This is a genomic window from Streptomyces poonensis, from assembly GCF_014650915.1.
Classification (GTDB): domain Bacteria; phylum Actinomycetota; class Actinomycetes; order Streptomycetales; family Streptomycetaceae; genus Streptomyces; species Streptomyces poonensis.
Genome location: NZ_BMVW01000002.1, coordinates 222,811 through 239,847, shown reverse-complemented (window position 1 = coordinate 239,847; position 17,037 = coordinate 222,811). Strand labels below are relative to the sequence as shown.

Genomic DNA, 17,037 nt, shown 5'->3' with positions numbered 1-17,037 from the left:
GACTTCTGCCTTACTGGACGCTACTTGACGCTGCGGACGAACTGGACGGCGAGCGCACCGAGCACGGACGCGACGCCGCCGAAGAGGAAGAGGACCCCGTAGTTCCCGCCGCCGCCGACGGCGAGCAGGGCGGGAGCCACGATGGGGACGAGGGACTGGGGGAGCGCGTTGCCGATGTTGAGGACGCCCATGTCCTTCGCGGCCTCCTCCGGGTTCGGCAGGACCGCCGCGGCGAGCGCCACGTCGACCGACAGGTACAGGCCCTCGCCGAATCCGAAGACGACCATGGCGACGACGAACGCGGGGAAGGAGTACGCGGTGGCGACCAGGAACAGGCCGACGGCGACCAGGATCGACGAGCCGAAGACGTACGGCTTGCGGCGGCCCGACCGGTCGGACAGGGAGCCGCCGACGAGCGAACCGGCGACGACCGCCACGACCATGGCGACCGTGGCGACGAGGATCTTCCCGGAGACCTCCGCGTCGCTGTACCCGAGCCGGTCCATCAGGAAGTAGACCTGGTAGCTGGTCACGCAGGACATGCCGGTGAAGACCAGGAAGCGGCCGGCGAAGTTCCAGGCGAAGTCGGGGTGCCGCCTGGGGTTGACGTAGAACGAGCGCAGGAACTCGCGCAGGCTGTACGGCGCGAAGGCGCCCGGCGCGGCGGGGCGGTCCTTCATGACCGAGGCCAGGCAGAGGACACCGGCGAGCCCGATGACGGCCGGCACGACGAAGGCCAGCGCGAGGTCGTCGGCGAAGGCGTTCGCCAGGACGGTGCCCACGATCATCGCCACGGACGTCATCATGCCGACGATGCCGGAGACCTTGCCGCGCTGCTGCTCGGGCACCAGGTCGGGGACGCAGGCGACGACCGCCGACAGGGCGGCGTTGCCGCCGAGCTGGGCCAGCGCCCAGCCGAGCATCAGGACCGGGACGCTGCCGCCGAGGGCGACCACCAGCAGCCCGAGGAAGCCGGCCGCCATACCGCCGACCAGCCAGGGCCGGCGGCGTCCGAAGCGGCCGCGGGTGCGGTCGGAGAGCGAGCCGAAGACCGGATTGCCGATCATCGCCAGGACCGCGCCGAGGGAGAGGACCTGGCCCAGGGCGGCACTCCGGCCGTCCTCCGGGACGATCTGCGCGACGCGCAGCGCCAGCGTGACCATCACCGGTGTCAGCAGCGAGAGCATCACGCCGAACTGGGCGAGGGCGAGGCCGAAAACCAGCGCTTTGGAAGCGGGCTGAGGCGAGGGGAACACGGTCGGCACGGGGGACTCGGCACCCGGCGCGGCATCGGGGATGACGGCCATGACGGCTCTCCAGAGGGGAGGGGACGGCTTCCTCGCCGTCCAGGCGCCCTCACCGTAGACGCAGAAACCGAGTAGGCAATAGGTTTTCGTGGGTGGCTTGAATCACACCCCCTGAGGGCTTGTCGGGGGCACGGATTAGGGTGATCGTCATGGACCGAGACCAGGGCCGTAAGCCCCGTAAATCCGCGGCTCGCGGCAGCTACGCCGTGGGCGACGAGCGCCGTGCCCGGATCCTGGACGTCGCCGTCGAACACTTCGCGCAGTGGGGGTTCCACGCCTCGTCGCTGGCGCGCATCGCCAAGGACGTCGGCATCACCCAGGGTGGTCTGCTGCATCACTTCCGCAGCAAGGAGGACCTGCTCGTCTCGGTCCTGCGGCACAGTGACGAGCAGGATGTCGCGCGGTTCTTCTCGCTCGAGCCGCGCACCGCGGTCGAGGCCTTCGAGTCGATCGTCGACCTGGCCCGGTTCAACAGCGAGCGGCCCGGCCGCACCCGGATGTTCAACGTCCTGGCCGCCGAGGCGGGCGAGCTGGGTCACCCCGCCCACGACTACTTCGTCCGCCGCTACCGCGCGGTCGTCGGACAGATCGCCGGGACGCTGCGCGCCGCCGTCGAGCGGGGCGAGCTCGGGCCGGACACCGACTGCGAGCGCGTCGCCTCCGAGATCGCCGCCGTCATGGACGGACTGCAGCTGCAGTGGTCGCTCGCCCCCGCGACGTACGACATGCCGGGCCGGCTGCACGGCTACCTCGACCGTCTGCTGCGCTCCCTCACCGCCGACGGCTCGGGACTTCCCGCGAACGGCTGAGCGGGAGGCCGGACACCCGTTGGGTGCTTTGACATAGGTATCGCCTCATAGACATACTGGGGGTATGCCCGAGAACCATGCGTCCGCCCAGGACATCGACCACGTGGCCGCAGGGCTCGTGGCGTGCCTGCCGGTGCTGACTCGGGCTCTCGACCGGCAGGTCGCGCGGGGGTACGAGCACCCCAAGCCCTCCGAGGCCCAGCTCGCCCTGCTCCGTCACGTCGAGGAGAACGACGGCGTCACCGTGCGCGCGGCGGCCGAGGCCCTGCTGATGAAACCGAACAACGTCAGCGCGCTGGTCACCCAGCTGACCGAGCAGGGACTGCTGGAGCGCCGGCAGGACGCGGCGGACAAGAGGGTCGCGCATCTGCACCTCACTCCGACCGCCCGGCGACAGGTCGCCGACGTCGAGCGCCTGATGGGTTCCCATCTCGCCGGGGCGCTGCGTGCCCTGACCGAGGGCGAGCTGGACGCTCTGGGCTCCGCCCTGAGCGCGCTCTCGGCACTCACCCAGCACCTGCACGCCCGCGTCTGATCGCGGGCCGACCCGCACCCCGGTCCTCCGCGTGCCCCGCCAGGGGTCTCGCGCGGTCGCCGTTTCCCTTGCCGGTCGCCGGTTCTCCTCATGTCACGCGGACGGGCCCGTTCCCGTCCGCGCCTCTCTCCATGTACTCGTAAGGACAAGGCACCACAGTCATGCCCTCCGCAACCACCGACTCCTCCGCTCCGCCCACCCAGGCGTCGCCCGCGGACCAGCCTCGCGGCCGCCGGGCCAACCCGTGGCTGACGCTGATAGCCGTCGCCTTCGGTCTCTTCATGGTCGGCCTGGACGGTTCGGTCGTCTCGATCGCCAACCCCGAGATCGGCCGGGACCTTCAGGCCTCCACCTCCGACCTCCAGTGGGTCACCAACTCCTACCTGCTGGCCCTCGCCGCCGCGCTGATCCTCGGCGGCAAGCTCGGTGACCGCTTCGGGCGCCGTACCTTCTACCTCGTCGGCGTCGCGGGCTTCACCGTCGCGTCCGTCGCCATCGGGCTCGCCGGGTCCATCGAGGGCGTCATCGCCTTCCGCGCGGTGCAGGGCTTCTTCGGTGCCCTGCTGATGCCCAACACCCTCGGCATGCTGAGGGCCGTCTTCCCGCCGAAGAAGTTCGGCATGGCGGTCGGCATCTGGGCCATGGTCTCCTCGGTCTCCACCGCCCTCGGTCCCATCGTCGGCGGCCTCCTCGTGGAGCACGTCAACTGGGAGTCCGTGTTCTACATCAACGCCCCCATCGGAATCATCGCGCTCGTCTTCAGCGTCATCGTCCTGCCGCAGAGCAAGAACGACGCCGCCAAGGACGAGAAGTTCGACATCGTCGGCGTCCTGCTGCTGGCCCTCGGGCTGCTCGCCCTCGTGTTCGGCGTGGTCAAGGGCGAGACGTGGGGCTGGACCTCGGGCGGCACCCTGGGCGCGATGGCGGCCGGTGTGGTGGTCCTCCTCGTCTTCGGCTTCTACGAGACCCGGGTCGCGGCCCCGCTGCTGCCCATGCGCCTGTTCCGCAACCGGGCGCTGACCATCGGCACGGTCATCACCGCGCTGAACTTCTTCGTGCTGCTCGGCGTGATCTTCTTCGTCATGCTGTACCTGCAGAACGTGCGCGGATTCAGCCCCGTCGAGGCCGGTGTGCGCACCCTGCCGCTGAGCCTCGCCTCCGTCGTGGCCTCCCCGCTCGGCGCGGCGCTGACGGACAGGTTCGGACCGCGGCTCACCATGCCCCTCGGCATGGCCCTGCAGGCGATCGCCTGCTTCATCATGCTCAGCTGGAGCGCCGACTCCTCGTACACCACGATGTGGCCGCCGTTCATCGCGCTCGGCCTCGGTGTGGGCATGGTGATGTCGTCCTCCTCCGACGCCATCGTCGGCAACGCGCCGGTCAGGGACGGCGGCGTGGCGGGCGGTCTGCAGGCGACCGCGCTGCAGATCGGCGGCGCGCTCGGCACCTCCGTGCTGGTCTCGCTCATCAGCAGCCGGGTCGGCTCGACCCTCACCGGCGAACTGACCTCCGCCGGCGTGCCCGCGGCCGCCGCCACCGGCCTGGAGGAGGCGAAGGACGCGGTGGCCATGGGTGTCGCCCCGGTCTCCGGCGAGATGCCCGCCCAGCTCAAGGGCGCCGTCATCGAGGGAAGCCACCAGGCCTTCATGAACGGTGTGCACACCTCCGTGCTCGTCGCCGGTGTGCTGTGCGTCGTGGGCGCCGTGGTGGCCGTGGCCGGCGTACGCCGCGCCTCCGGGCAGCCCGTCACCTGAGAGCGGCCCCTCCCCAGCGGCTCCGTCACGGGGTCGCCGGGGAGGGCCGGCAGACCACGCCGCCCGCTCAGGAGCGGGGGAGCGTGTACCGGCCGGCCGTCGCGCCCGGGTGGCCCACCGTGCCCAGACTGAGCAGGACGTGGCGCCGGGCTATCTCCTCCGCGCTGAGCGGGCCGTCCGCCCGGTACCAGTTGGCCACGCCCTGGCACATGATGAGCACCGCGCGCACCGCGTCGGCGGGGATCGGGGTGGTGAAGAGGCCCCGGGCGATCCCCGCCTCGACCGTGTCCAGCAGCATGTGCTCGAGATAGTCGCGCAGTGCCACGTACCGGGCGCGGTTGCCGGGCTCCAGGCTGCGGATCTCGGTGTCCAGGAAGGCCAGCCCCTTGCGGTGGGCCATGTAGAGCACGATGGACTCGACCATGGCGCAGAAGCGGGACAGCGGGTCGTCCCCCGCTTCGGCGGCCGCGGCCCGGCAGCGGTCGAGCACGTCCTTCATCGAGGTTTCCAGCAGCGTCGCGAGCAGCGCCTGCTTGTTCTCGTAGTGGTAGTAGAGCGCGGGGACGGTGACGCCCACCCGGCCGGCGATGTCCCGCACCGAAGTGCCGTGGTACCCCTGCTCGTTGAACGCCTCCATCGCGTGCACCAGGATCGGGTGCAGGCCGAGCGGCCCGTAGGTGCGCCAGTGCGGTGCGGCAGTGGCTCCCGGGCCCGGCTCCAGGCTTGGTTGCGTGCTGCTCAACGGTGCTCCTCCGATGGGTTGCCGGCGAGGCACATCGTACGTCCGCCGGGTTCGGATGCTCTCCCCCTGCTGCTTATCGTCCGCTCAGTAAGCGCTCGTGCGCCAGTGGTCCTCGTCTCCAAAAGTTGAGCGTGTCATGCCCATTGACCGTCCATATCGTCACCCCTACTTTCTTAGCGAGCGCTAAGTAAGTCTCCTCCGGTGGGCGACAGCCGACCCCCGTGAGAAAGGGACCGATGTGACGCACCCCGACACCGCTCCACCGTCCCGCCGGGCCGGACCGCTGACCGGCGTGCGTGTGCTGGAGCTGGCCGGCATCGGCCCCGGCCCCTTCGCCGCCATGCTCCTCGGCGACCTCGGTGCCGACGTCGTACGCGTCGACCGGCCGGGGGGCTCCCCGCTCCGGATCGACCCCGCCTACGACGTCACCAACCGCAACAAGCGCTCCGTCCTGGTCGACCTCAAGTCGCCGGACGGTCCGGCGGTGGTGCGGGCGCTCGCCGAGCGTGCCGACATCCTGATCGAGGGCTACCGCCCCGGTGTCGCGGAACGGCTGGGCGTCGGTCCGCAGGACTGCCGGGCCGCCAACCCGGCCCTGGTGTACGGCCGGATGACCGGCTGGGGCCAGGACGGACCCCTCGCACCCCGGGCCGGGCACGACATCGGCTACATCGCCACCGCGGGCGCGCTCGGCATGATCGGCGCCCCCGACGGCCCGCCGGCCGTCCCCGCCAATCTGCTCGGCGACTACGCCGGCGGCTCCCTCTACCTCGTCGTCGGAGTGCTCGCCGCGCTGCTCACCGCCCGGACCACCGGTGAGGGACAGGTGGTGGACGCGGCGATCGTCGACGGCACCGCGCACCTCACCGCCATCGTGCACGGCATGCTCGCCGCGGGAACGTGGCAGGACGGCCGGGGCCGCAACCTCCTCGACGGCGGCTGCCCCTACTACGCCGTGTACGAGACGGGCGACGGCGGCTGGATGGCGGTCGGGGCGCTGGAGCCGCAGTTCTACACCGAGTTCGTACGGCTCCTCGGGCTCGACGCCGGGAGACTGCCGGACCGCGACGACCCGCGCCGGTGGCCGGAGCTGCGGGAGCGGTTCGCCGCACGCTTCAGGACCGCCGGCCGCGACGAGTGGGCCGCCGTCTTCGAAGGCACGGACGCCTGCGTCGCCCCCGTGCTGTCCCTGCGCGAGGCCGTCCGCCACCCGCACCTGGACCACCGGCGGACCTTCACCCGGTCGCAGGGGCTCGTACAGCCGGGCGTGGCGCCCCGCTTCTCCGCGACACCCGGCGCCCTGCGCCTGCCGCCCGCCGTTCCCGGTACGCACCAGGGCGAGGTCGCCCACGACTGGCAGGTGCCCGCACTGGTCCGGGGATTCCGGCACGACGCACCGCACGAGATGGGATGACGCCGATGGAACTCTCCACGCCCCTGCAGTACGCGGGCGACCCGCGGGCCGCCGCCGACGAGGCCGCCGCGCTCGAGGCAGCCGGGCTCGACGCGATCTGGGTGGCCGAGGCGTACGGCTTCGACTCCCCGACGATCATGGGATACCTCGCCGCCCGCACCGAACGCCTGCGGATCGGCTCGGCCGTCCTCAACGTGTACTCGCGCACCCCCGCGCTGATCGCCCAGACCGCCGCCGGACTCGACGCCCTGACCGGCGGGCGCGCCCTGCTCGGCATCGGAGCCTCCGGCCCCCAGGTCGTCGAGGGCTGGCACGGCCGCCGCTACGACAAGCCCCTCGGCCGTACCCGCGAGACGATCGAACTGGCCCGGCGGATCTGGCGCCGCGAGGTCATCGAGCACCACGGCATCACGGACATGCCGCTCCCGCCCGAGAAGGGCGGCACCCTCGGCAAGCCGCTGAAGCTGCTCACCCGCCCGGTCCGCGACACCATTCCGGTGTACGTGGCCGCGCTCGGCCCCGTCAACGTCCGGATGACCGCCGAACTCGCCGACGGCTGGCTGCCCTTCCTGTACGTCCCCGAGCACGCCGCCAAGATCTGGGGCGAGCCTCTCGCGGAGGGCACCGCACTGCGCGACCCGGCCCTGGGACCGCTGTCCGTCGTCGCCGGCGGGCTGCTGGCCATCGGCGAGGGGGCGGAGGCGGTGCGCGACCTGATGCGGCCCGTCATGGCCCTGTACGTGGGCGGCATGGGCGCCCCCGGCCGCAACTTCTACTACGACCTGGTGTGTTCCTACGGCTATGAGGCCGAGGCCGCCGCGGTCCAGGAGCACTATCTGGCGGGCCGCAAGCGGGAGGCCGAGTCGGCTGTTCCCGCCGAGCTGTGCGAACTCGTCTGCCTGGCGGGCCCCGAGGGCTATGTGCGCGAACGGGTCGAGGCGTTCCGGGAGGCGGGCGTGACCATGCTCAACGTCACGCCCGTCGGACCCGAACCGGCCCGGCTCGTCGAGCGGGTCAAGAGCTGGCTGTGAGTACCCCCGACGCGGAGGCGACATGGAACGAGACATCTACACGCCGGAGCACGAGGCGTTCCGCGACACCGTACGCACCTTCCTCGCCAAGGAGGTGCTCCCGCACCACGAACGGTGGGAACGGGACGGCATCGTGAGCCGCGAGGTCTGGTGCGCGGCGGGCCGCCAGGGCCTGCTCGGCCTCGCCGTCCCGCAGGAGTACGGCGGCGGAGGCACCGACGACTACCGGTACAGCGCCCTGCTCATCGAGGAGTTCGCCCGCGCCGGGGCGTCCGGTCTGGCGCTGAGCCTGCACAACGACATCGTCGGCCCCTATCTGACCCGGCTCGCCACCGAGGAGCAGAAGCGGCGCTGGCTGCCCGGCTACACCTCCGGCGAGACCGTCACGGCCATCGCCATGACCGAACCCGGCGCGGGCTCCGACCTCCAGGGCATCCGCACCACCGCCACCGACCAGGGCGACCACTACCTGCTCAACGGCACCAAGACCTTCATCTCCAACGGCATCCTGGCCGACCTGGTCGTCGTCGTGGCCCGCACCACCCCCGAGGGCGGCAGCTCGGGACAGAGCCTGCTCGTCGTCGAGCGGGGCATGCCGGGCTTCGAACGGGGCCGCAACCTCGACAAGATCGGCCAGAAGGCGCAGGACACCGCCGAGCTGTTCTTCGACGACGTGCGGGTGCCCAAGGAGAACCTGCTGGGCGAGGAGAACCGGGCCTTCTCCTACCTCATGGCCAACCTCGCCCAGGAGCGGCTGGCCATCGCCGTGGGCGCGGCGGCCGCCGCCGAGCACGTCCTGGACCTCACCCGGGAGTACGTGCGGCAGCGCGAGGCGTTCGGCCGCCCGCTGGCCAGGCTCCAGCACGTCCGGTTCGAGGTCGCCGAGATGGCCACCGAGTGCGCGGTCACCCGGAGCTTCGTCGACCGCTGCATCACCGAGCACAGCAGGGGCGCGCTGGACGCCGTACACGCCTCGATGGCCAAGTGGTGGGCGACCGAGCTGCAGAAACGGGTGGTCGACCGATGTCTGCAACTGCACGGCGGCTACGGCTACATGACGGAGTACCCGGTCGCCAAGGCGTACCTCGACGGACGTATCCAGACCATCTACGGCGGCACCACGGAAATCATGAAGGAGATCATCGGCCGTTCGCTGCTGGGCTGAGTGACCTCCGAGCCTGATCGTCCTCCCCGATACCGATACGACCGGAAGGCAGCCCATGACCAGCGAAGCATATGTGTACGACGCCATCCGCACCCCGCGCGGCCGCGGCAGGGCGAACGGCGCCCTGCACGGCACCAAACCCGTCGACCTGGTCGTCGGGCTGATCGACGAGGTGCGCCGCCGGTTCCCCGGCCTGGACCCGGCCGGCATCGACGACGTGGTCCTCGGCGTCGTCAGCCCGGTCGGCGACCAGGGAGCGGACATCGCCCGGACCGCCGCGATGGCCGCCGGACTGCCCGACACCGTCGCCGGCGTCCAGGAGAACCGGTTCTGCGCATCCGGTCTGGAGGCCGTCAACCTCGCCGCCGCCAAGATCCGCTCCGGCTGGGAGGACCTGATCCTGGCCGGCGGGGTGGAGTCCATGTCCCGTACGCCGATGGGCAGTGACGGCGGCGCCTGGGCGACGGACCCCCTGACCAACTACAGCACCGGCTTCGCCCCCCAGGGCATCGGCGCCGACCTCATCGCCACCCTTGAGGGGTTCACCCGCCACGACGTCGACGCCTACGCGGCCGAGTCGCAGGCGCGGGCCACCGAGGCGTGGAAGGAGGGCCGGTTCGCCTCGTCCGTCGTCCCGGTGCGGGACCGCAACGGACTGCTGGTCCTGGACCGGGACGAGCACATGAGACCCGGTACGACCGCCGACTCCCTCGCCGCGCTCAAGCCGTCCTTCGCGGACATCGGCGAACTGGGCGGCTTCGACGCCGTGGCGCTGCAGAAGTACCACTGGGTCGAGAAGATCGACCACGTCCACCACGCGGGCAACTCCTCCGGCATCGTGGACGGAGCCGCGCTGGTCGTCATCGGCTCCCGCGAGGCCGGGGAGCGCCACGGCATGCGGCCCAGGGCCCGGATCGTGTCGGCCGCCGTGTCCGGCTCGGACCCCACCATCATGCTGACCGGCCCCGCGCCCGCCTGCCGCAAGGCGCTCGCCAAAGCCGGGCTGACCATCGACGACATCGATCTGGTGGAGATCAACGAGGCGTTCGCCGCCGTCGTCCTGCGGTTCGTCAAGGACATGGGGCTGGGCCTGGACAAGGTCAACGTCAACGGGGGCGCCATCGCCCTGGGCCACCCCCTCGGCGCCACCGGCGCCATGATCCTCGGCACGGTCGTGGACGAGCTGGAACGGCGCGGTCTGCGGTACGGGCTCGTCACCCTGTGCGTGGGCGGCGGCATGGGCATCGCCACCGTCGTCGAGCGTGTCTGACCCGCCCCTTCCGTCCCGCCACCAGGAGAGACCACCCATGACCGAGAGCCGCACCATCCGCTGGGACGAGGACGCCGACCACGTCGTCACCCTGGTCCTCGACGACCCCGACCAGTCCGCCAACACCATGAACGCGGCCTTCATCGACTCGCTCGACGCCACCGTCGACCGGCTGGAGGCCCGGCGCGACACCCTCAAGGGCGTCATCGTGGCCTCCGCCAAGAAGACGTTCTTCGCCGGCGGCGACCTGCGCGACCTGATCGCCGTCACCCCCGAGACCGCCGGTGACTCCTTCGAGGCCGGTATGCGCGTCAAGCGCGCGCTGCGCAGGATGGAGACGCTGGGCGTACCGGTCGTGGCGGCCATCAACGGCGTCGCCCTGGGCGGGGGTTACGAGATCGCGCTCGCCTGCCACCACCGCGTCGTACTGGACCGGCCCGCCGCCCGCGTGGGACTGCCGGAGGTGACCTTCGGGCTGCTGCCCGGCGGTGGCGGAGTGACGCGCACGGTACGGATGTTCGGGGTGGCCGAGGCGCTGCGGAAGGTGCTGCTGGAGGGCCGGCAGTACGCGCCGGCCGACGCGCTCGCCGCGGGCCTGGTCGATGCCGTCGCCGCCGGCCAGGAGGAGCTGATCGCCAAGGCCAGGGCGTTCATCGACGCCCACCCGGAGAGCGCGCAGCCCTGGGACGCGCGGGGGTACCGGATCCCCGGCGGCACCCCCGCCCACCCCGCGCTCGCCGCCCAGCTGCCCGCCCTGCCCGCCGTCCTCCGCAAGAAGCTGGGCGGGGCGCCCTACCCCGCGCCGCGCAACATCCTGGCCGCGGCGGTGGAGAGCGCCCAGGTCGACGTCGACACGGCCTTCGTGATCGAGGCGCGGTACCTCACCGACCTGGTGACCGGACAGACCGCCAAGAACATGATCCAGGGGTTCTTCTTCGACCTCCAGGCGGTCGACTCGGGCGCCAACCGGCCCCAGCGGATACCCACCCGCACGGTGACCAGAGTCGCCGTCCTGGGCGCGGGCATGATGGGCGCGGGCATCGCGTACTCCTGTGCCAAGGCGGGCATCGAGGTCGTCCTGAAGGACGTCTCCGTGGAGGCCGCCGAGCGGGGCAAGGCGTACTCGGCCGGACTGCTGGACCGCGCCGTGGCCAAGGGCCGTACGACCGAGGCCGGACGTGCGGCGCTCCTCGCCCGGATCACCCCCACCGGCGACGCCCACGACCTGACGGGCTGCGACGCGGTGATCGAGGCGGTGTTCGAGGACCCCGAGCTGAAGGGGAAGGTGTTTCTGGAGGCCGAAGGCGCCGTGGCCGCGGACGCCCTGCTCTGCTCCAACACCTCCACCCTGCCCATCACCCTGCTCGCCGGCGCGGTGCGACGGCCCAAGGACTTCATCGGACTGCACTTCTTCTCACCCGTGGACAAGATGCGGCTGGTGGAGATCGTCAAGGGCAGGGAGACCGGTGACGAGGCGCTGGCCCGCGCCTTCGACCTCGTCCGGCAGATCGGCAAGACACCGATCGTCGTCAACGACAGCCGCGGCTTCTTCACCTCCCGCGTCATCGGCCGCTTCATCGACGAGGGCGTCGCCATGGTCGGCGAGGGCCACGACCCCGCGACCGTCGAACAGGCCGCCGCGCAGGCCGGCTATCCGGCGAAGGTGCTGGCCCTGATGGACGAACTGACCCTCACCCTGCCGCGCAGGATCCGTGAGGAGACCCGCCGCGCGGCCGAGGAGGCGGGGGAGGAGTGGCGGCCGCACCCGGCGGACGCCGTCGTCGACCGCATGATCGACGAGTTCGGGCGTACGGGCCGCAGCGGCGGCGCCGGATTCTACGAGTACGGCGACGGCGGCAGGCGCGGAAGGCTCTGGCCCGGACTGCGCGAGCACTTCACCGACCCGGCCCTGCGCGGCCAGGCCGACCTGGAGGAGCTCAAGGAGCGGATGCTCTTCGTCGAGGCCCTCGACGCCGTGCGCTGCCTTGAGGAGGGCGTCCTGACCTCCGTCGCGGACGCCGACGTGGGGTCGCTGCTCGGTATCGGCTTTCCGGCGTGGACGGGCGGCGTCCTGCAGTACGTCAACGGCTATCCGGGCGGTCTGCCCGGGTTCCTGGCCCGCGCCCGCGAACTCCGGGACCTGCACGGGGAGCGTTTCGCGCCGCCCGAGCTGCTGATCCGCAAGGCCGAGCGCGGAGAGACCTTCACCGACGGCTGAGCTCCGGTGCCGCCCCCGCTTCCCCGACCCACCCCGATCCGCCCCATCCCGCCAGGAGGCCGTCATGACATCAGCCCCGCGCACCGACGGGGAACAAGCGGCACGGCAGACGCTGCCGCTGCTCATGGAACGCAACGCCCGCCTGTATCCGGACCTGCCCGCCCTGTCCTGGCGGGCCCCGGACGGCGACGGCACCGGATGGACCACGCTCAGCTGGGCGCAGGTCCGGGAGCACACCACCCGCCTCGCGGCCGGGTACGCGGCGCTCGGCGTGGGCCGCGGCGACCGTGTGCTGCTGATGATGTCCAACCGGCCCGAACACTGGCTGTCCGACCTGGCCCTGGTACGCCTCGGCGCCGTACCGGTCAGTGTCTACGGCACCGCCGCGCCCGCGCAGATCGCCCACATCGCCCGTAACTGCCGGGCGGCGGTGGCCGTGGTGGAGGGCGCCGCCGAGGCGGAGGTCTGGGCGCCGCTGCTGGACGACGACGGCACACCGCTGGACCGGCTCGTCGTCGTGACGCCCGGCGAGGAGGGCCGTCACCTCCCGTACGGGGCGCTGAGCAGAGAACCGGCGCCGGAGCAGCTGGGCAAGGCACTGGACACGGCCCGCCCCGAGGACCCGCTGACCGTCGTCTACACCTCCGGCACCACCGGTGAACCCAAGGGCGTGGTCCTCACCCATCAGCAGGTGCTCGCCAACGCCCGCGCGCTCGACGCGGTGGTCGAACTGCCGCCGCACGTCGAGCACATCTGCTATCTGCCGTTCGCGCACATCGCGGAGCGGATGCTCGGCATCTACCTGCCCTGCCACCGCGCCTCGCACGTCCATCTGTGCGCCGACCCGGCGGCCGTCGCCGACGCGGTGCGCGAGATACGGCCGCGGCAGTTCTTCGGGGTGCCGAGGATCTGGGAGAAGCTGGCGGCGGCGGTCCGCGCCGGGCTGGCCCTGCTGCCGGCGGAGCGGCAGCGGGCCGTCGAGGAGGCGGGGCGGGTGGCCCGCGAGCACGTCGGGTACCGGGAGCGCGGCGAGGAACCGCCCGCCGAGCTGGCGGCGGCGTACGCGCGATGCCGGGAGGAGGTACTGCTGCCGCTGCTGTCCCTGGGCGGGCTCGACCGGGTCACCTGGGCCGCCAGCGCCTCCGCGCCCATGCCCCTCGACGTGGTGCGGTTCTGGGCCGGACTCGGGGTCGTCGTCATGGACGCGTGGGGGCTGACCGAGACGACGGGGGTGGCCACCGCCAACAGCCCCCGGACCGGATTCCGGCTGGGCTCGGTCGGGCGTCCGGTGTCGTCCGTGGAGGTACGGATCGCCGAGGACGGGGAGATCGAGGTGCGCGGCGCCTCCGTCTTCTCCGGCTACCTCCAGGAGGACGGGTCGGTGCGCCCGGCACTGGACGACGAGGGGTGGCTGCGCACGGGCGACATCGGCAGGGTCGACGAGGACGGCTATGTCTGGGTCACCGACCGGAAGAAGGAGATGATCGTCACCTCGACCGGGAAGAACGTCTCTCCCGCCCTCGTGGAGAACACCCTCAAGGAACACCCGCTGATCGGGCAGGCACTGGTGCACGGCGACAACCGTTCGTACCTCGTCGCGCTGCTGGTGCTCGACCCGGAGGCGGCGCCCGCCTGGGCCGCGGCCCACGGCATCGACGTCCTCGACGGTCCGGCGGCCCTCGCCGCGCACCCCTCGGTCCGCGAGGAGGTGGACCGGGCCGTCGCCGCCGCCAACAGCCGGCTCAACCGGACCGAACAGGTCAAGCGGTACCGGCTGCTCACCGGGGAGTGGGGGCCGGCGACGGGCGAACTGACACCGTCGCTGAAGATGCGCCGCCGGGTCATCAGGGACAAGTACGCCACCGAGCTGGCGGACCTCTACGCCGGCTGAGCACCGGGAGCACCACAGGCCGACGGCCGCCCCGCCGGGTGAAGGCGGGGCGGCCGTCGTCGTACCGCTGTCTGCTCGGAGTGCGTCTGCTCGGAGTCCGTCGGTTGGAGCGCGCCGGCTCAGAGTCCGTAGCTCTTGCCGATGATGTCCCGCTGGATCTCGCTGGTCCCGCCGTAGACGGTGGAGACGACGGCGGCCCGCAGATGGCGCTCCATGCCGTACTCGGTGGCGTAGCCGTACCCGCCCATCATCTGCATGCACTCCAGGGCGACCCGCTTGGCCGTCTCGGTGGCCTTGAGCTTGGCCATCGACGCCTCGCGGGGGAACAGCCGGTCCGGCTCGGCGTCGCAGTCCGCCGCCACCTCGCGCACCAGCAGCCGTGTGCACTCGATCTCCGTGGCGAGATCGGCCACGCGGTGCCGCAGCGCCTGGAAGGACCCGATCGGGCGGCCGAACTGCTCGCGCTCGCGGACATAGGCGACCGCGTCGTCGAAGGCCCGGCGGGCCAGGCCGAGCATGCCGGCCGCCAGGAACAGCCGTTCGTGGTTCAGCCCGGCCATCAGCTGGCGCCAGCCGTCGTCCACCTCCCCGACCACCGCGTCGGCGGGCAGCCGTACGTCCGTGAGGAAGACGTCGTTGACCTCGCGGCCGCCCATGGTCTCGATGCCCCGGACCTCGACGCCGGGCGTGTCCATCGGGACGTGGAACATGGTGAGTCCCTTGTGCTTGTCCCCGCTGGTGCCGGTCCGCGCCACCAGCAGCATGCTCTCGGCGATGTGGGCGTTGGAGATCCAGGTCTTCTGACCGTTGATCAGCCAGCCGCCGTCCGCCCGCGGTTCGGCGCGGCAGCGCAGGGCGCCCACGTCGGAGCCGGCGGCGGGCTCGGACATGGCGATGGAGAGGACGGCGCCGCGCGTGGCGCCGCAGAGCACCTCCTGCCGCTGCCGCTCGGTGCCGAACCGTTCGTACGCCTTGGCGGTGATGACGGTGGTGACGAAGCCGCCCGCGGGCACCAGGCCGTAGGAGGTCTCCTCCAGGAACACACAGGCGTCGGCGAGGCCGCCGCCCGCGCCGCCGTACTCCTCGGGCAGGCAGACACCGAGCCAGCCGAGGTCGGCGAGCATGCCGTAGATCGTGGGGTTGTGGGGTTCCCGGCCGCCCCGGGTCAGTTCCTCCCGCCGTTCCCGTGTCCCGCACTCGCGCTTGGCGAAGTCGCGGACGGCGGTGGCGAAATCCGACTGCTGGGCGGTGAGACGGCTTCCCATGGAACTCTCCTGAAGTCGCTGGAGATACATATATACGATTTACGTGTCAGTGTTTCTGTCACGTGTTTCCGTCGGAGGCTGTGCCGGTACCGTGGAGGGCACCATGACGACTTCTGCGAACGACTCCCTGCTCGCCCGGGCCATCGCGCGTCCGGAGACGGAGGAAAAGCTGGCGCGGCAGATCCTGGACGCCGCTCTGGAGCAGTTCACGACCTTCGGCCTGCGCCGCTCCTCGGTGGACGACGTCGCCAAACGGGCCGGCGTCTCGCGGGTGACGGTGTACCGCCGGTTCCAGAACAAGGACGGGCTGGTCGAGGCGTGCCTGCTGCGTGAGGGCAGCCGCTTCTTCCAGAAGCTGGACTCCGCGGTGGCGTCGCTGCCCGCCATGGAGGACCGGGTCGTCGAGGGCTTCGTGGTCGTCCTCAGGTACACCAGGGCGCATCCGCTCTTCGGGGGGCTGCTGCGGCTGGAACCCGAGGTCGTCCTGCCCTATCTGACCGTGCAGGGCGGGCCCTACCTCACGGCCGCCACCGACTATCTGACGGGCCATCTGCGCCGTGCCCAGCAGGCCGAGGGCCGTCCCGAGTCCGATCCCCGGCCGGTGGCCGAGCTGATGGTGCGCGTCGCCGTCTCCTTCCTCCTCAACCCGGCGGGCTGCATCGAACTGGACGACGAGGAGCAGGCCCGCGCCTTCGCCCGCCGGTACCTCGCGCCGCTGCTCGCCGCCTGACCGGGCGGCGGACGGGCCGGCCTCCGCGTTCGCCGGCCCGGCCCACTCCGTCCGCCCCGACACCTCCTCCGCGCCCTCAGCGTTTCGTGTGCAGCCACCGCATGAGCGCGACGGCACGGGCCTTCGCGGCGGCGGGGGTACGGAAGGACGTGAGGTCGACCGGGGCCGCGAAGCGCCGGACCGTGACCGACTGCGGCGCGGTGAAGGTCCGCAGGCCGTCCGCCCCGTGGATCCGCCCGAAACCGGAGTCGCCCGACCCGCCGAACGGCAGCGCGGGCACGGCGGCGAAGCCGAGCACGGAGTCGACGGACACCGCGCCCGCGCGCAGCCGGGCGGCGATCGCGGCACCGGTGCGCCGGCTGCCGCAGAACACCGCGGCGCCGAGCGCGTAGCGGGACGCGTTGGCGCGGCGCACCGCCTCGTCGACATCCGCGACGGCGTTGACCGCGACGGTCGGCCCGAAGGTCTCCTCGGTCATGGCGGGCGCGTCCTCCGGTACGTCGACGAGGACCACCGGGGCCACGAACGGCCCGCCGGACAGCGACTCCTCGCCGCCGAGCGCCGCGCGTGCCCCGGCGGCCAGGGCGCCGTGGACGTGCCGCCGCACCACGGCCGTCTGGTCCGGCATCGTCATCGGGCCGTAGGCGGCGTCCGGTCCCGGACCCGGGCGAGGGCGCCCTGCGCGAGGGCGATCCCCAGCGCGCCCACCGCCAGGGTGCACGGGACGAACATGACGGCGCTGCGCTTCCAGTGCGTGCGGCCTTCAGGAGAAGGCGAAGGGTTTCTGCCGTTACGTGCCTCTCTGTCCCTCATGAGGGCTCCTTCCCGAGGGGTGCCGGATAGCGGGGGTCACGTGCCGGGGTATCGTCGAGAGAGTCGAAGATACAAAAACTATTGACTTGTTTC

General features: G+C 71.8%; 14 protein-coding genes and 1 pseudogene. 10 read left to right on the top strand and 5 right to left on the bottom strand.

The window, feature by feature from the left end; all coding sequences use genetic code 11:
- Positions 1-20: 20 nt before the first annotated feature.
- Positions 21-1,307, bottom strand: a complete 1,287-nt coding sequence (locus tag IE242_RS08010; RefSeq protein ID WP_189856813.1) for an MFS transporter — start codon at positions 1,305-1,307, stop codon at positions 21-23.
- A 149-nt stretch (positions 1,308-1,456) separates the two neighbouring features.
- Between IE242_RS08010 and IE242_RS08005 the strand changes: the two genes are divergently transcribed.
- The 3 genes from IE242_RS08005 (at position 1,457) to IE242_RS07995 (ending at position 4,405) form a co-directional block, all read left to right on the top strand.
- The gene (locus tag IE242_RS08005) at positions 1,457-2,116 is read left to right on the top strand and encodes a TetR/AcrR family transcriptional regulator (RefSeq protein ID WP_189856811.1); all 660 of its coding nucleotides are present in this window, start codon (positions 1,457-1,459) and stop codon (positions 2,114-2,116) included.
- A gap of 64 nt (positions 2,117-2,180) precedes the next feature.
- Entirely contained in the window at positions 2,181-2,651 is a 471-nt protein-coding gene (locus IE242_RS08000; protein WP_189856809.1) for a MarR family winged helix-turn-helix transcriptional regulator, read from the top strand.
- Between the two features lie 161 nt (positions 2,652-2,812).
- Complete coding sequence (locus IE242_RS07995; RefSeq protein ID WP_189856807.1) at positions 2,813-4,405, top strand: MFS transporter; 1,593 nt, start codon at positions 2,813-2,815, stop codon at positions 4,403-4,405.
- A gap of 67 nt (positions 4,406-4,472) precedes the next feature.
- Here IE242_RS07995 and IE242_RS07990 read toward each other — a convergent pair whose 3' ends face one another.
- Positions 4,473-5,147: a TetR/AcrR family transcriptional regulator gene (locus IE242_RS07990; RefSeq protein ID WP_229858447.1), complete on the bottom strand. Its 675-nt coding sequence runs from the start codon at positions 5,145-5,147 to the stop codon at positions 4,473-4,475.
- Positions 5,148-5,430: 283 nt separating this feature from the next.
- Here IE242_RS07990 and IE242_RS07985 point away from each other — a divergent pair, with 283 nt between their 5' ends.
- The 6 genes from IE242_RS07985 (at position 5,431) to IE242_RS07960 (ending at position 14,136) form a co-directional block, all read left to right on the top strand.
- On the top strand, positions 5,431-6,561 hold the full coding sequence (locus tag IE242_RS07985; protein ID WP_373299493.1) for a CaiB/BaiF CoA transferase family protein: 1,131 nt from the start codon (positions 5,431-5,433) through the stop codon (positions 6,559-6,561).
- Between the two features lie 5 nt (positions 6,562-6,566).
- A complete protein-coding gene (locus IE242_RS07980; RefSeq protein ID WP_189856803.1) occupies positions 6,567-7,592 on the top strand; it encodes an LLM class F420-dependent oxidoreductase in 1,026 nt (341 codons plus the stop codon).
- 22 nt (positions 7,593-7,614) lie between these two features.
- Complete coding sequence (locus IE242_RS07975) at positions 7,615-8,757, top strand: acyl-CoA dehydrogenase family protein (protein WP_189856801.1); 1,143 nt, start codon at positions 7,615-7,617, stop codon at positions 8,755-8,757.
- A gap of 55 nt (positions 8,758-8,812) precedes the next feature.
- The gene (locus IE242_RS07970) at positions 8,813-10,027 is read left to right on the top strand and encodes an acetyl-CoA C-acetyltransferase (RefSeq protein WP_189856799.1); all 1,215 of its coding nucleotides are present in this window, start codon (positions 8,813-8,815) and stop codon (positions 10,025-10,027) included.
- Positions 10,028-10,064: 37 nt separating this feature from the next.
- On the top strand, positions 10,065-12,245 hold the full coding sequence (locus tag IE242_RS07965; protein WP_189856797.1) for a 3-hydroxyacyl-CoA dehydrogenase NAD-binding domain-containing protein: 2,181 nt from the start codon (positions 10,065-10,067) through the stop codon (positions 12,243-12,245).
- Between the two features lie 64 nt (positions 12,246-12,309).
- A complete protein-coding gene (locus IE242_RS07960) occupies positions 12,310-14,136 on the top strand; it encodes an AMP-dependent synthetase/ligase (RefSeq protein ID WP_189856795.1) in 1,827 nt (608 codons plus the stop codon).
- Positions 14,137-14,255: 119 nt separating this feature from the next.
- Here IE242_RS07960 and IE242_RS07955 read toward each other — a convergent pair whose 3' ends face one another.
- A complete protein-coding gene (locus IE242_RS07955; protein ID WP_189856793.1) occupies positions 14,256-15,401 on the bottom strand; it encodes an acyl-CoA dehydrogenase family protein in 1,146 nt (381 codons plus the stop codon).
- A 103-nt stretch (positions 15,402-15,504) separates the two neighbouring features.
- On the opposite strand from IE242_RS07955, the gene IE242_RS07950 reads away from it, so the two are divergent.
- Positions 15,505-16,131 carry a TetR/AcrR family transcriptional regulator gene (locus IE242_RS07950; RefSeq protein ID WP_189856791.1) on the top strand — a complete coding sequence of 209 codons (627 nt, stop codon included), beginning with the start codon at positions 15,505-15,507 and terminating at the stop codon, positions 16,129-16,131.
- Between the two features lie 76 nt (positions 16,132-16,207).
- Here the strand turns inward: IE242_RS07950 and IE242_RS07945 are convergent.
- Together IE242_RS07945 and IE242_RS07940 are read right to left on the bottom strand one after the other, a co-directional pair.
- Positions 16,208-16,816, bottom strand: a pseudogene (locus IE242_RS07945) (aldehyde dehydrogenase family protein); the annotation flags it as partial.
- Positions 16,762-16,944 carry a hypothetical protein gene (locus IE242_RS07940; RefSeq protein WP_189857641.1) on the bottom strand — a complete coding sequence of 61 codons (183 nt, stop codon included), beginning with the start codon at positions 16,942-16,944 and terminating at the stop codon, positions 16,762-16,764. The pseudogene IE242_RS07945 and the gene IE242_RS07940, both read right to left, overlap by 55 nt.
- Positions 16,945-17,037: the final 93 nt, after the last annotated feature.